We start from the raw sequence: 14,991 nt of genomic DNA, 5'->3' as shown, positions 1-14,991 counted from the left end.
GCTTGCCCCCGATAGCAATGTACCAGCCAACAGATTCATCGGCAGGTATACCGCTATCGGGGGCAAGCCCCCTCCCACATTGTTTCTGCGTCAATCCAACGGCCTTTTTCCAACCGGAACAAGCTGTTACTGTACCGATCATAAAGCCCAAGCCGCCTGGATCGGATCTCTGACTTGAAGCGTCCCCTCCTTCTACTAATAAGTCTGGCCTTGAGCTTTGCAGCGAACGCGACGATTACCGAGAGCCACGGTTATGCGCAGTTCGGCAGCCTCAAGTACCCGGCCAAATTCACCCACTTCGATTGGGTAAACCCTGCAGCGCCGAAAGGCGGGACATTGCGGGTCATGGCCTTTGGCACCTTCGACACCCTCAACCCCTATACCTTCAAGGGTTCCAGCCCGGTTTCCACGCCGAACTTCCTGCAATATGGCGTCAATGAGCTGAATGAGCCATTGATGGTCGGCACTGGCCTGTACGCGCCCTCCGGCGATGAACCCACCTCCAGCTATGGGTTGATCGCCCAATCGGTGGAGTACAGCGAGGACCGCAGCTGGGTGGTGTTCAACCTGCGCCCGGAAGCGCGCTTCCACGATGGCAAGCCGATCACCGCGTATGACGTGGCGTTCTCCTATCGCACCCTGCTGACAGAAGGCCACCCGCAATACCGCACCAACCTGCAGGAAGTGGCGCGGGTGGATGTGCTCAACCGTCACCGTATCCGCTTTGTGTTCAAGCGCGCCGGCAACCCCTTGCTGATCCTGCGCCTGGGCGAATTGCCAGTATTGCCCCAGCACTACTGGAAAAACCGCGACTTCAAGGCCACCACCTTCGAACCGCCCCTGGGCAGCGGCCCCTACCGCATCAGCAAGGTCACGCCCGGGCGGCAACTGGTGTTCGAACGGGTCAAGGATTACTGGGGCAAGGACCTGCCGGTCAACCAGGGCTTCTATAACTACGACAAGGTCGAGGTAGAGTTCTACCGCGACAGCGATGTGGCCTTCGAAGCCTTCAAGGCCGGCGAGTTCGATATCTACATCGAGCACCAGGCCAAGAACTGGGCCAACGGCTACAACTTCCCGGCGGTGAACCGGGGTGACGTGATCAAGGCGCAGATCGCCCACCAGATCCCGACCCAGAGCCAGGGCCTGTTCATGAACACCCGGCGGCCCACCTTCAGCCAGACCAAAGTGCGTGAAGCCCTGGGGCTGATGTTCGACTTCGAGTGGACCAACCGCACCCTGTTCAGCAGCGCGTACAAGCGCACCTTGAGCTACTACCCCAACAGCGAGTTCGCCGCCACCGGCGTGCCCACCGGCCATGAATGGCTGATGCTTTCGCCGTACCGCGAGCAGTTGCCGGCCAACCTGTTCACGCAAGCCTTCAGCCTGCCCCAGACCGACGGGCGCGGCATCCCCCGCGAAACCATGCGCCGCGCGCTGGCCCTGCTTGGCGAGGCCGGCTGGAAGCTATCCGGGCAGCGCCTGGTCAACAAGGATGGCCAGCCGCTGCGCTTCGAGATCCTGCTGGTCAACCCGAACCTGGAGCGCATCCTGCAGCCCTATGTCGAGAACCTGATCAGCATCGGCATCGACGCGCGCCTGCGCACCGTCGACCGTGCCCAGTACAAGCAGCGCCTGGACCAATTCGACTTCGACATGATCCTGATCACCCTCAACCAGACCTTGAGTCCGGGCCTTGAGCAGTGGCAGTACTTCCACTCCAGCCAGGCCGCGATCAAGGGCAGCAAGAACTACGCAGGCATCAACAACCCGATTGTCGATCACCTGCTGGAACAATTGCTGGCCGCCAAGACCCGCGAAGAGCAACTGGCCGCCGGCCGTGCCCTCGACCGGGTGCTGCTGTGGCAGCACTACAGTATTCCCAACTGGTACCTCAACTATCATCGCCTGGCGTACCGCAACCGGTTCGCCTTTGTCACCACGCCGCCCTACAGCCTGGGCCTGAGCGCGTGGTGGCTGAAAGCTTCGGAGAAAGCCCAATGATATCTTTGCGTACAGTCCTGCTCGGCAGCCTGCTGCTGTGCACTGCGGCCCACGCCGCCCCGCAACATGCGTTGACGCTGTACAACGAACCGCCGAAATACCCCGCCGACTTCAAGCACTTCGACTACGTCAACCCGGACGCGCCCAAGGGCGGCACGTTCCGCGAGTCGGCCATGGGCGGCTTCGACAGCCTCAACCCCTATATCAGCAAGGGTGTACCGGCCGACAATCTGGGCCTGATCTACGACACCCTGGCCATGCAAAGCCTGGACGAGCCCATCACCGAATACGGCCTGGTCGCCGGCAAGATCGAAAAAGCCCCGGACAACAGCTGGGTGCGCTTCTACCTGCGCCCGGAAGCGCGCTTCCATGACGGCCACCCGATCCGCGCCGAGGACGTGGTGTTTACCTTCCAGGAACTGATCAAGGAAGGCTCGCCGATCTACCGCACCTATTACGCCGACGTCGACGAAGTGATCGCCGAAGACCCGCTGAAAGTACTGTTCAAGTTCAAGCGCACCAATAACCGTGAATTGCCGCTGATCCTGGGGCAACTGCCGGTATTGCCCAAGCACTGGTGGGCCACCCGCGACTTTGCCAAGGGCAATCTGGAAATACCGCTGGGCAGCGGGCCGTACAAGGTCGCCGAGGTCAAGGCCGGGCGCATGATCCGCTACGAGCGGGTCAAGGATTACTGGGCCAAGGACCTGCCCATCACTAAGGGTTTCTACAACTTCGACAACCGCATCACCGATTACTACCGCGACAGCACCGTGTCCCTGGAAGCCTTGAAGGCCGGGCAGTTCGACTACTGGCTGGAGTTCAGCGCGAAGAACTGGGCCAATGCCTACAACATTCCCGCCGTTGCCCAGGGCCGGCTGATCAAGGAAGAAATCCCCAACGGCAACCCCACCGGGATGCAGGGCTTTGTGTTCAATATGCGCAAGCCGATGTTCCAGGATGTGCGCGTGCGCAAGGCCATCAGCCTGTTGCTGGATTTCGAATGGAGCAACAAACAGCTGTTCAACGGTGCTTATACTCGTACGCGCAGTTATTTCGAAAACTCGGAAATGGCCGCCACCGGCCTGCCCGGCCCGGATGAACTGGCGATTCTCGAACCCCTGCGCGACAAGATCCCGCCCGAAGTCTTCACCCAGGCCTTCGAACCCTCCAGGACCGACGGCAGCGGCATGATCCGCGCCCAGCAGCGCGAGGCCTACCAACTGCTGCAGGAAGCCGGCTGGCGTATCGTCGATGACAAGATGGTCGACACCACCGGCAAACCGGTGACCATCGAATTCCTGCTGGCCCAGACCGAATTCGAACGCATCCTGCTGCCGTTCAAGCGCAACCTGGCCGACCTGGGCATCAACCTGGTGATCCGCCGGGTCGACGTGTCGCAGTTCATCAACCGTATCCGCTCGCGGGACTTCGACATGCTGGTAGGCAGCTTCCCGCAGTCCACGTCACCGGGTAACGAACAACGGGAATTCTGGAAGTCTTCCAGCGCCGACAAGCCCGGCAGCCGCAACTACATGGGCCTCAAGGATCCGGCCATCGACCAACTGGTGGAAGAGCTGATCGACGCCGATTCGCGCAAAAGCCTGGTGGCCCATGCCAAGGCCCTGGACCGCGTGTTGCAGTTCGGCTACTACGTGATCCCCAACTGGCACATCAAGACCTTCCGCGTGGCGTACTGGGATCACCTGGGCCACCCGAAAGTCCCACCGCGCTACGACGTTGGCACCGCCACCTGGTGGGCCAAGCCCGACGTGAAACCGGCCGTCATCCCAGAGACCAACACCAGCGCCGATCCGGCGAGCGGAGGCGATTAAATGCTGGCCTATATCTTTCGCCGCCTGTTGCTGATCATCCCCACGCTGTTCGGGATCCTGCTGATCAACTTCGTCATCATCCAGGCCGCCCCCGGTGGCCCGGTGGAGCAGATGATCGCCAAACTGGAGGGTTTTGAAGGCGCCACCAGCCGCATTGCTGGCGGCGGTGCCGAAGTGTCGGTGGCCGGTTCCAGCAGCTACCGCGGCGCCCAGGGCCTGGACCCGGCGCTGATCAAGGAAATCGAGAAAATGTACGGCTTCGACAAGTCGGCGCCGGAACGCCTGTGGATCATGGTCAAGAACTACGCCCAGCTGGATTTTGGCGACAGCTTCTTCCGCGACGCCAAGGTCATCGACCTGATCAAGGAAAAGATGCCGGTGTCCATCTCCCTCGGGTTATGGAGCACGCTGATCATGTACCTGGTGTCGATCCCCCTGGGGATTGCCAAGGCCACACGGCATGGCAGCCATTTCGACGTGTGGACCAGCTCGGCGATCATCGTCGGCTACGCGATCCCGGCGTTCCTGTTTGCGATCCTGCTGATCGTGGTGTTTGCCGGCGGCAGTTACCTGGACTGGTTCCCCTTGCGTGGGCTCACCTCCAACAACTTCGATGAGCTGAGCTGGGGCGGCAAGATCCTCGATTACTTCTGGCACCTCGCGCTGCCTATCACGGCCTTGGTGATCGGCAACTTCGCCACTATGACCCTGCTGACCAAGAACAGCTTCCTTGACGAGATCAACAAGCAGTATGTGATCACCGCCAAGGCCAAGGGCCTGACCAACCACCGCGTGCTCTACGGCCACGTGTTCCGCAACGCGATGCTGCTGGTGATCGCTGGTTTCCCCTCGGCCTTCATCGGGATCTTCTTCACCGGTTCGTTGCTGGTGGAGGTGATCTTCTCCCTCGACGGCCTGGGCCTGATGAGCTTTGAAGCGGCGATCAACCGCGACTACCCGCTAGTGTTCGGCACGCTGTTCATCTTCACCCTGCTGGGGCTGATCGTGAAACTGATCGGCGACCTCACCTACACCCTGGTCGATCCGCGCATCGACTTTGCCAGCCGGGAGCATTGAGATGAACCTGTCCCCCCTCAATCGCCGCCGGTTCGAACGCTTCAAGGCCAACAAGCGTGGCTGGTGGTCGCTGTGGCTGTTCCTGATCCTGTTCGCGCTGAGCCTGGGCGCCGAGCTGATCGCCAACGACAAACCGCTGGCCGTGCACTACGACGGCGGCTGGTACTTCCCGGCGCTCAAGCGCTACCCGGAGACCACTTTCGGCGGCGAATTCCCGCTGGAGGCCAACTACAAGAGCCCGTATATCCAGGAGCTGCTCAAGGCCAAGGACGCCTGGACCTTGTGGGCGCCTATCCCGTTCAGCTACCAGAGCATCAACTACGACCTCAAGGTGCCGGCCCCCGCACCGCCTTCCAGTGTCAACCTGCTGGGCACCGATGACCAGGGCCGCGACGTGCTGGCGCGGGTCATCTACGGCTTCCGCGTGTCGGTGCTGTTTGCGCTGACCCTCACCGTGCTCAGCTCGATCATCGGCGTGATCGCCGGGGCGTTGCAGGGCTTCTACGGTGGCTGGGTCGACCTGGCCGGGCAACGCTTCCTGGAGATCTGGTCCGGGTTGCCGGTGCTGTACCTGCTGATCATCCTCGCCAGTTTCGTGCAGCCCAACTTCTGGTGGCTACTGGGGATCATGCTGCTGTTCTCGTGGATGAGCCTGGTGGACGTGGTGCGCGCCGAGTTCCTGCGCGGGCGCAACCTGGAGTATGTGCGCGCCGCCAGGGCCTTGGGCATGCAGAACGGCGCGATCATGTTCCGGCACATTTTGCCCAATGCGATGGTGTCGACCATGACCTTCATGCCGTTCATCCTCACCGGCGCTATCGGTACGCTGACCGCCCTGGACTTCCTCGGCTTCGGTTTGCCCGCCGGTTCGCCGTCGCTGGGTGAACTGGTGGCCCAGGGCAAATCCAACCTGCAGGCGCCGTGGCTGGGCATGAGTGCCTTTGCCGTGCTGGCGATCATGTTGAGTTTGCTGGTGTTTATCGGCGAGTCCGCTCGCGATGCCTTCGACCCGAGGAAATGAGATGAATCAGGACAATCTGATCGAAATCCGCGACCTCTCCGTCGAGTTCGTCACGGGCGAACACCACCACCGGGTGGTGAACAATGTCAGCTTCGATATCAAGCGCGGTGAAACCATCGCACTGGTGGGTGAAAGCGGCTCGGGCAAATCGGTGACCGCCCACTCGATCCTGCGCCTGCTGCCCTACCCGCTGGCACGCCATCCCTCCGGCACCATTGAGTATGCCGGGCAGGACCTGCTGACCCTGAAAGAAAAAACCATCCGTCACATACGCGGCAACCGCATTGCGATGATCTTCCAGGAGCCGATGACCTCCCTGAACCCGCTGCATAACATCGAGAAGCAGATCAACGAAGTGCTCGGCCTGCACAAAGGGCTGCAAGGCAAGGTCGCCACCCAGCGTACCCTGGAGCTGCTGGAGCTGGTGGGTATTCCCGAGCCGCACAAGCGCCTCAAGGCCCTGCCCCATGAACTGTCCGGAGGTCAGCGTCAGCGGGTGATGATTGCCATGGCCCTGGCCAATGAGCCGGAGTTGCTGATCGCCGATGAGCCGACCACTGCACTCGACGTGACGGTGCAATTGAAGATCCTGGAATTGCTCAAGGAATTGCAGGCACGCCTGGGCATGGCGCTGTTGCTGATCAGCCATGACCTCAACCTGGTGCGCCGGATTGCCCACCGCGTATGCGTGATGCAAAAGGGCTGCATCGTCGAGCAGGCGGAGTGCGAGACGCTGTTCCAGTCGCCCCAGCACCCGTATACCCAGGAGTTGTTGGCGGCCGAACCCAGCGGCGGCCCGGCGACCAACGAGGTTGGTCCGCCGTTGCTGGAAGTCAATGACTTGAAAGTGTGGTTCCCGATCAAGAAAGGCTTTTTGCGCAACACCGTCGACTACGTCAAGGCGGTGGACGGCATCAACTTCAGCCTGCCCCAGGGACAGACCCTGGGCATTGTCGGCGAAAGCGGCTCGGGCAAGTCCACCCTGGGCCTGGCGATCCTGCGGTTGATCGCCAGCAAGGGCGGCATTTGTTTCGAAGGCCAGCAACTGGACACGCTCAGCCAGCAGCAGGTGCGCCCGTTGCGCCGGGAAATGCAGGTGGTGTTCCAGGACCCGTTCGGCAGCCTGAGCCCGCGCATGTGCGTCAGCGAGATCGTCGGTGAAGGCCTGCGCATCCACAAGATGGGCACGCCGGCCGAACAGGAAGCGGCGATTATCGCGGCGCTCAAGGAAGTGGGCCTGGACCCGGAATCCCGGCATCGCTACCCCCACGAGTTCTCCGGCGGCCAGCGCCAACGCATCGCCATCGCCCGCGCGCTGGTGCTCAAGCCACGCCTGATCCTGCTCGACGAGCCCACCTCGGCCCTCGACCGCACGGTGCAACGCCAGGTGGTGGAACTGCTGCGCAGCCTGCAGGCCAAGTACAACCTGACCTACCTGTTCATCAGCCATGACTTGGCGGTGGTAAAGGCGTTGAGTCACCAGTTGATGGTGGTCAAGCATGGGCAGGTGGTGGAACAAGGGGATGCGCAGGCGATCTTTGCCGATCCGCAGCATGCCTATACCCGCCAGTTGCTCGAAGCCGCTTTCTTGGTTCCCGCCTGACACAACTTTGTAAAAAATGTGGGAGCAGGCTTGCACCCCGATAGCGGCGGATCAGTTAAAGCGCGATGGCGCGCTGCCGTGGCTGACGCAAGCCACGGCTTTGCAGGAAACACCTGCTACAGATGCCCCCTCCTCGCGGCGGATCATCCGGGGTTTGATCAGCCGGAACCGCCCTCATGGATGACATTCACGCCCTCGCCCTGACCTGGGACAGCCTGCCCAGCGACACCCCCCTGCCACTCAGTATCAGCCCCTCCAGCGCCTACCTGAGCGAGCGCCAGACCCTACGCAACGAGGGCGACCCACCCTTGATCGCGCAACTGACCCGCCTGTTGGCCACTTCCTCGAACCAAGCGTTGCCGCTTCCCACGCACCCCCTACCAATGATCGAGCATTCACAGTTGGGTCAATGGTGCGAGGCCTTTTGCAAAGCCATCAACCAGAAAGACTTCATCGACTGGGCCAACGCCCAAGGGTTTGATCTCGCCACGCTGCGAGTGCATAACAGCCGGCTAAGCGTGACGGCTCACGGGCAACCCAGGGTCTATTGCCTGGCCGACTCGTCCGCCTGGTGGACACTGGCCAACCCGATCATCTACATCAGCCAACTCCTGGACCCGACCGAGCTGGGCATGCCGTATATCGCACCTGTACCTCCCGCCGGCGTGCGCAGCTTTCCCTTGAACCTGACCCTGGCGTTCCATGGCTTGCCAATGCCCGCCAACCGCCTCCAGGCGCAGACCATTGTCGAAGAACTCGAGGCCTTGCAGGGTTTTCCCGGGTTTGATGACAACGGGCGCAGCAAGTCGATGATCTACGCCGAACTGGGCCAGCAGGCGCGTGACTTTCAGCAGGTGGCTGACGCCCTGCAACAGTTGGTCAAAGACCAGAGCAGCTTTAACGCTTTGGACGTCTACAGCACCGCACTGTATCTGCAGTCCGACTCGCGACTGGCCAGAAACCTCAAAGAAGCGGCCGACCTGTTGCGGGCAATCATCGACAATCAAGACCTGGACACAACAGACGACGCACCGCAGCCCACTTACTACGATTACCAGCGGCAAGTGTTGTGCGTGCTGAGCCCCGACAGCGGACTGGAGATGAACACCCTGGCGCCCAATGCGCCCGATGCGCGGTGGCACAGGCTTGGAACGCTGGGCGAACAACTGGGCAGTCATCTCTATCCCGACCGGCGCATCAGTATTGTCGGGGTTTTACAGGCGTACGCCATCGAACGCCCGTTGAACAGGACAGAGGTCAGCTTCCTGAGCGAGCGCCTGCGCAACTGGCCTGCTCCCGCGGTGCCGGTGGTACTGAACAGCGCCCGCTCGTTCGGCGAACTCTACCGCTATCGGCAGTACATCGGCCTGCTCAACGATCGCCACGCGCTGCGCGCTGGGTTATCGACAGTGATCGATGGCGGCAACCTGAGCGATGCCGACACGCTCGATATCGGCAGCAACGTCGACCCGGACACCCTCCAGGCCACCGTTAAAAAAGCTTACACGGCGCTCAACACGCTGACCGATCACCCGGACTTCCTGGCCATCCGCACCCAGCAACGTATCGACCCCGACAGCCACGTGTTGCTCAGCGCCACCGGCAGCGTGGGCGCCAATGGCCTGGATGGCACCTGGAAAAGCCTGACCGACCCGGTGATGAGCAATATCGAGCTTGCCGCCCTGGTCCCTCCCCTCAAACAGCTCGCGGCTAAAACCGGTGGATACCTGCGCAGTCGCTTCAAGGTCACGCTTTCTCAGGCGCTGCGCCTGTACCACCTTGAGCGCCCCGAGACCCTGGATGAGGCACGCCTGACCTTGCAGCAATTGGCGGTCAGCCAACCGCTGCCGGCGCGCCAGGGGCACTACTGGCGAGCGCTCAAGCCACTGTCCGGTTCACAGCCCTCGGCCTGGAAACTGTCGGTACTTGAGCGTGCGCAGATTGTGCGTATCACCGAACGCTTCCTGACCCACCAGGACGTGCCCCTGTTCGAGTACCTCGGCCAGCCCTTCGTCGCCGGTAAGTCCATAGCCGATGTCCGGGCGGAGGCGGATTTCCTCATGGTCCGCCTGCTCGCAACGCCCTTGGCCCAGCAACTGGCAGACGCCTTGTCGAACACCCTGCACTGGTATGGCGGCCATGCGGGTGAGCGTACGGAACAAGGCAGCCGCACCGCGCTGATACTGGCCGCGCTGATCCTGAGCCTTGACCCCGAGCCCGATGCGTTCCCCACCCGTATCAACCTGATCGACTGGCACGCCGACTACTTCTGGGGTGAGGGCGTGTCGTTCGTGCGCCAATGCATCGACAACAGCCTGACCGGGCTCGGCGCAGCCACTGCGGCACTGGCCGCACACCTGTTGCTGAGCGAAAAAAGCCCGCACCTGCTCGTACGCGACATACCCGACGCAACGCCTTGCCTCAGCGCCCAGGCGTGGGTGCTGTACCGTCAGTACGTCATGTATATGGAAAGGGTCATGCCGGGGTCTTCCCGCCAATTGACCTACAGCCAGATCATGTTCCTGGCCGGACTACCGCCAAAGGGCAGCTGGAAGCGCTTCATAGAGAGCCGCGAAGCAGCGCCGCCAGTGGTGGAGTGGGCCGTGGTCAACGGCATACTGGGTCCTCAACCGCATTACGATGTGCTGGCGATCAACACGGCGCTGGACAGCCTCAACCAACAGCGAGCCAGCCTTGCCGCCGCGCTCGAGACGTTTGCGCAGCCCGTGGTGACCGTGCGCCAGACCGCCCTGGAAGATCTGCGCAGGGTTTACCCCAACACCCCTCTGTTGGATCAACCAGTATTGATGTACCTGCCGGAAAACTCGCCATTTTCCGAAGAAGGCCGTTTCGAGGGTGTGTACAGCGGCCCACGGTACTCGTTCGTCGATTTGCACAGTGCTGGCGCCCTCGATGTCACGTCGACACGCTGGCACTCCACAAACACAGCGGTCAAATACCGGGAAATGGCTCGGCAATTCCATGTGCTGGCCCCGATCAACCGGCTGTTTTTCGAGACCTTCGACCGCAAGCTCGGGCAACTGAAAGACGCTTATGGGACCGCCATCGGGTATTGGTTGTCGCACCTGACCTTGCCCAGTCGTGAAGCCCTGGAGTATGGCCTGGTGGGGTTTTTCGGTATTGCCCGGCGGCGGGCTGCCGACGTCGGCCGATTCGGCGTGCTGATGTATGTCTCGCACTACGGCGACCGCAAGTTCTATGAAATCTTTCCCAGGCACCTGCTGGTTCGTCCACGTCCGGACCTTGACTACGAGCAGGTCACGCAAGCCGCCGAGAGCGGCAACAGCGCTGCCTGGATGCGGTTCGACTGGCCGGCCTACGCGCAAGGAAACCGACCTGCCGAGGTGGCGCTGACCGCTGCGGACAAAGACCTGGTGATCCGTCAACTCGACAACCTGGCGCCCGCCGCAATACCCGCACCGGACCTCTTCGGACGCCGGGTCCCGCGCACCTTCGACTCACCACGCACCCGCGCATTGACCCGTGTCATCGTCGAGCGGTATCTGCTGCATGACGGCGAGGCGCTACGTGAAAAAGCCCGGCTGCCGATCACCCTGGCAGAGGCTGTGAGCGGTAACGACCCATGGGCCGACTACCTGCGCCGCTATGCACCACTGGTACGCCAGGGGTTGAACAATGGCGGGTTTTAGCTGACGCTGCTGCCCTGCCCGTTCAACTGCTGCGAGGAAGCGCCCGCCCATGACTGCTGCCACTGCTCCGTGTTTCTGGCGTGACCCCGCGTTGGCCTTCATCGAGGCACGCACCATCGCCGATGGGCGCAAGGTTACCTACAGCCGGCATGCCCATGAGCATTTTTCCATCGGCGCGATCACCAGCGGGCGCAGCTACTACCACTATGGAACCGACACGTTCCAGATCAGCGCCGGCACGGTAGTGTTGATGAATCCCGGCGATGTGCATGCCTGCAACCCCATCGATAATGAGCCGTGGTCCTATCAGATGCTGTACATCGACACGCCCTGGTTGACGGAGTTGCAGCATCAGTTGGGCTTCAGCACCGATCAGGGTTACCGGCCGTTCAATACGCCCCATACCCAGGACGCCGTGCTGTACCGAGGTTTGCTGGACTTGTACCGCATCCTCGTCGATGAACAGGCCGAGCACTTGCAGAAACAGGGTGCGCTGGTGAGTTACTTCAGCGACGTACAACAGCGCCTCAACCCTGCCGGCACCCCGCTGCGCGAGGTCAACCACAAGCTGGAACGGGCCGCCGAGTACATCCGCACGCACTGCACCGAAGGGTTGAAACTGGAAGACATCTGCCTGGCGGCCGAACTGTCGCCGTCTTACCTGATCCGCGCCTTCAAGCAGTATTACGGGCTGACACCCCATGCCTTCCTGGTCAACCAACGCATCCAGTTCGCTCGCGCGCAATTGCGCCAGGGTGCGTTGATCGCCGATGTGGCGCTGGCGGCGGGATTTGCCGACCAGGCGCACTTCCAGCGCGCGTTCAAACAGCATTTCGCCGCAACGCCGGGGCAATACCGCGACGTGCTCAAGCCATCAGCAAATAACCCACACTGGCCACCAGCAACGCGGCCATTGAACGGTTGAATACGCGCACGCCCTGGGGGTTGCCCAGGTAGCGCCGCAGAAACGTGCCGGCATAGGCCCAGCACGCCACCGACAGATAGCAGATCACCAGGTAGAGCCCGGCGAACAACCACACCTGCCGTGCATCGCCATCGGCCACGAACAACCCCATCCCCGCCACACACGCCAGCCAGGCCTTGGGGTTGAGCCACTGCATGATCGCGCCATACAGCATCGACGGCGCCGTGGCACTGCCATCGGCGTCGAGCCGACCATCGTCCACCGCCAGCTTCCAGGCCATGTATAGCAAAAAAGCCACCCCGCCCCACTGGATCAACTGGGTCAGTATCGGCCAACGTGTCAGCACCTCATGCAACCCCAGGCCAATCAACACCAACAGCAACGTGAAGCCCACGGCGGCGCCCAAGACGTGTTTCTGGCTGGCGACGAAACCGAAACGCGCACCCGAACTCAGTGCGACCACATTCACCGGGCCGGGGGTGATAGACGTGGCGAGCGCGAAGGCAGCCATGGAAATGATCAGACTCATTGCAGTTCCTTGTTATTCGAGCGAATGACGATGGGGCCACGGTAAGGGGGCCACTCGGTCGAGGTATTGAAGAAAATGCCCCTCGCTCGCTTAGACGCTTTTATTCCATTGATATAACTGCATTTTTTTCTTTCGCACAGGCGATTTTGATAGGCAAAAATGCGTATTTGCCCTGCGGGGGCCGATGCTAGAGTTCAATCCCTGCTGATCAAAAAAAGGAACCGCCATGTCACGTCGCCTGCTGGCAGCCGCCTGCCTGATGCTGTGTTTTTCCGCCGCCCAAGCCGCTGAGCGCTGGGAAACCCTGCCGCCAACGCCCGCCCCTGTGGCCGGTACCAAGAGCGGCTATGCCGCCGTCAACGGCATCAAGGTCTACTACACCCGTACCGGCCATGGCTCGCCGGTGGTGCTGCTGCACGGCGGCCTGTCCAACTCCGATTATTGGGGTAACCAGGTCAAGGCCTTGGCGGCCAGGCATACGGTGATCAGTATCGACAGCCGTGGCCACGGGCGCAGCTCGCGGGATGACAAACCCTATGGTTATGACCTGATGGCCGATGACGTGGTGGCCGTACTCGACCACCTGAAAATCCCCCGCGCCGATATCGTCGGCTGGAGCGACGGCGCCATCATCGGCATCGACCTGGCCCTGCGTCACCCGGACCGCCTCGGCAAAGTGTTCGCCTTCGCCGCCAACACCCAGACCGCCGGGGTGAAGGACGGCGTCGAGAAGAACCCGACCTTCGCCGCCTTCATCGAGCGCGCCGGCAAGGAGTACGCCAGGCTGTCGCCGACGCCGAAAGAGTACGACGCGTTTGTCGAGCAGATCAGCCATATGTGGGCCAGCCAACCGAACTGGACTGACGCACAATTGCAAAGCATCAAGACGCCGATCCTGATTGCCGACGGCGACCATGACGAAGCGATCAAGCGCGAACACACCGAGTACATGGCCGCGACCATCCCCGGCGCCGGCCTGCTGATCCTGCCGAACACCAGTCACTTTGCGTTCCTGCAAGACCCGGCGTTGTTCAATGCGGCACTGCTGGGCTTCCTCGACGGCAAATAGGCACCGCCTCAAGCCCCGGGCATTTGGGTAACGATGTCGCCGATGCCCAACACCCGGCCATCCTCGGCGAGGATCTCGACCTTGCGCAGGGGCTTGAGCAAGCGCGCATCCAGAACTTGCGCGCCGACATCCTCCGGCTCGGTATAGGCCTGGCCCCACTGCGCCAGCGTCACCAGCACCGGCATCAGCGCACGGCCCTTGTCGGTGAGCTGGTATTCGCTGCGCGCACCGACTTCGCTGGTCTGCAACAGGCCTTGCTCGACCATGTCCTTGAGCCGTGTGGCGAGGATGTTTTTCGCCACGCCCAGGTGTTTTTGAAAATCACCGAAACGCGTTACTCCGGCAAAGGCGTCACGGATGATCAACAACGTCCACCAGTCACCCACCACATCCAGGGCACGGGCCACCGGGCAGCCGTCGCCTTCCAGGCATTTGCGCTTCATCGTCGGCCCTCCGGGCATTTACAAAATAAGGTTGCATTATAGGACCAACAGGCTCAGGATAAAAACGGTTTCATTATTAAACCTAATTCCTTGTCTGGAGCGCATCATGGATATTCGTGGAAAAGTGGTACTGGTCACCGGCGCCAATCGCGGCCTGGGTAAAGCATTCGTCAACGCCTTGCTGGAAGGCGGTGCAGCCAAGGTCTACGCCGGCGCACGCGATCCAGGCAGCGTGGATATCCCCGGCAGTACGCCGATTGCCCTGGACATCACCGACCAGGCCAGCGTGCAGCGCGCCGCCGAGCAGTGCAGCGATGTAGACGTGGTGATCAACAACGCGGGGTTCCTGAAATACGGCTCGCTGCTGGCTGAAGACAGCGTCGAGAACCTGCAACAGCACTTTGACGTGAATACCTTCGGTACCCTGCGCGTCAGTCGTGCCTTTGCGCCGATCCTCGCCAGGCAAGGCGGCGGCGCGCTGATCAATGTGCTGTCGGTATTGAGCTGGCTCAGCCCGCCCGGCACTGGCGGCTACAGCGCCTCCAAGTCTGCCCAGTGGGGCCTGACCAATGGACTGCGCGGCGAACTGCGTGAGCAAAAGACCCTGGTGATCGGCGTGCATCCCGCCTACATCGACACCGACATGGTTGCCGAGGTGCAGGCGCCGAAGAGCACGCCCCAGGACGTGGTCGCCCTAACCCTCAAGGCCCTGAGCGAAGACCGCGAAGAAGTGCTGATCACCGACATGACCCTGGCCGTGAAGGCCTCGTTGTCCACTGACAGTCCGGTTTACCTCAACAACTGATCAACCCGA

Annotated in this window: 11 protein-coding genes; 9 read left to right on the top strand and 2 right to left on the bottom strand. The window is 61.7% G+C overall.

Annotation, left to right across the window (positions count from 1 at the left end):
- Positions 1 to 174 precede the first annotated feature (174 nt).
- The 7 genes from ACZ445_RS12760 to ACZ445_RS12730 all read left to right on the top strand — a co-directional run bounded on the left by ACZ445_RS12760 (position 175) and on the right by ACZ445_RS12730 (position 12,136).
- On the top strand, positions 175 to 2,004 hold the full coding sequence (locus ACZ445_RS12760) for an extracellular solute-binding protein (protein ID WP_179029150.1): 1,830 nt from the start codon (positions 175 to 177) through the stop codon (positions 2,002 to 2,004).
- Entirely contained in the window at positions 2,001 to 3,839 is a 1,839-nt protein-coding gene (locus ACZ445_RS12755) for an extracellular solute-binding protein (protein ID WP_179029149.1), read from the top strand. Before ACZ445_RS12760 ends, ACZ445_RS12755 begins: the two co-directional genes overlap by 4 nt.
- A complete protein-coding gene (locus ACZ445_RS12750; protein ID WP_464705282.1) occupies positions 3,840 to 4,916 on the top strand; it encodes a microcin C ABC transporter permease YejB in 1,077 nt (358 codons plus the stop codon). It begins immediately after the preceding gene.
- 1 nt (position 4,917) lies between these two features.
- A complete protein-coding gene (locus tag ACZ445_RS12745) occupies positions 4,918 to 5,937 on the top strand; it encodes an ABC transporter permease (protein WP_058426301.1) in 1,020 nt (339 codons plus the stop codon).
- A 1-nt stretch (position 5,938) separates the two neighbouring features.
- Positions 5,939 to 7,540, top strand: a complete 1,602-nt coding sequence (locus ACZ445_RS12740) for an ABC transporter ATP-binding protein (RefSeq protein ID WP_464708408.1) — start codon at positions 5,939 to 5,941, stop codon at positions 7,538 to 7,540.
- 176 nt (positions 7,541 to 7,716) lie between these two features.
- Complete coding sequence (locus ACZ445_RS12735) at positions 7,717 to 11,211, top strand: hypothetical protein (protein WP_464708406.1); 3,495 nt, start codon at positions 7,717 to 7,719, stop codon at positions 11,209 to 11,211.
- 49 nt (positions 11,212 to 11,260) lie between these two features.
- Entirely contained in the window at positions 11,261 to 12,136 is an 876-nt protein-coding gene (locus ACZ445_RS12730; protein WP_058426304.1) for an AraC family transcriptional regulator, read from the top strand.
- Here ACZ445_RS12730 and ACZ445_RS12725 read toward each other — a convergent pair.
- Positions 12,078 to 12,665, bottom strand: coding sequence for a LysE family translocator (locus ACZ445_RS12725; RefSeq protein ID WP_058426305.1), 588 nt, complete (start codon positions 12,663 to 12,665; stop codon positions 12,078 to 12,080). The two genes, ACZ445_RS12730 and ACZ445_RS12725, sit on opposite strands and share 59 nt — an antisense overlap.
- Positions 12,666 to 12,891: 226 nt before the next feature.
- Here ACZ445_RS12725 and ACZ445_RS12720 point away from each other — a divergent pair, with 226 nt between their 5' ends.
- Positions 12,892 to 13,734 carry an alpha/beta fold hydrolase gene (locus ACZ445_RS12720; protein WP_058426306.1) on the top strand — a complete coding sequence of 281 codons (843 nt, stop codon included), beginning with the start codon at positions 12,892 to 12,894 and terminating at the stop codon, positions 13,732 to 13,734.
- 8 nt (positions 13,735 to 13,742) lie between these two features.
- Here the strand turns inward: ACZ445_RS12720 and ACZ445_RS12715 are convergent, their stop codons facing one another.
- Positions 13,743 to 14,177: a winged helix-turn-helix transcriptional regulator gene (locus ACZ445_RS12715; RefSeq protein WP_058426307.1), complete on the bottom strand. Its 435-nt coding sequence runs from the start codon at positions 14,175 to 14,177 to the stop codon at positions 13,743 to 13,745.
- Positions 14,178 to 14,283: 106 nt separating this feature from the next.
- Here ACZ445_RS12715 and ACZ445_RS12710 point away from each other — a divergent pair, with 106 nt between their 5' ends.
- A complete protein-coding gene (locus ACZ445_RS12710; RefSeq protein ID WP_058426308.1) occupies positions 14,284 to 14,982 on the top strand; it encodes an SDR family oxidoreductase in 699 nt (232 codons plus the stop codon).
- Positions 14,983 to 14,991 lie beyond the last annotated feature (9 nt).

This window comes from Pseudomonas allii, assembly GCF_055380095.1.
Note: the sequence above shows the minus strand (reverse complement) of the source record. Positions and strands in the feature narration are given on the sequence as shown.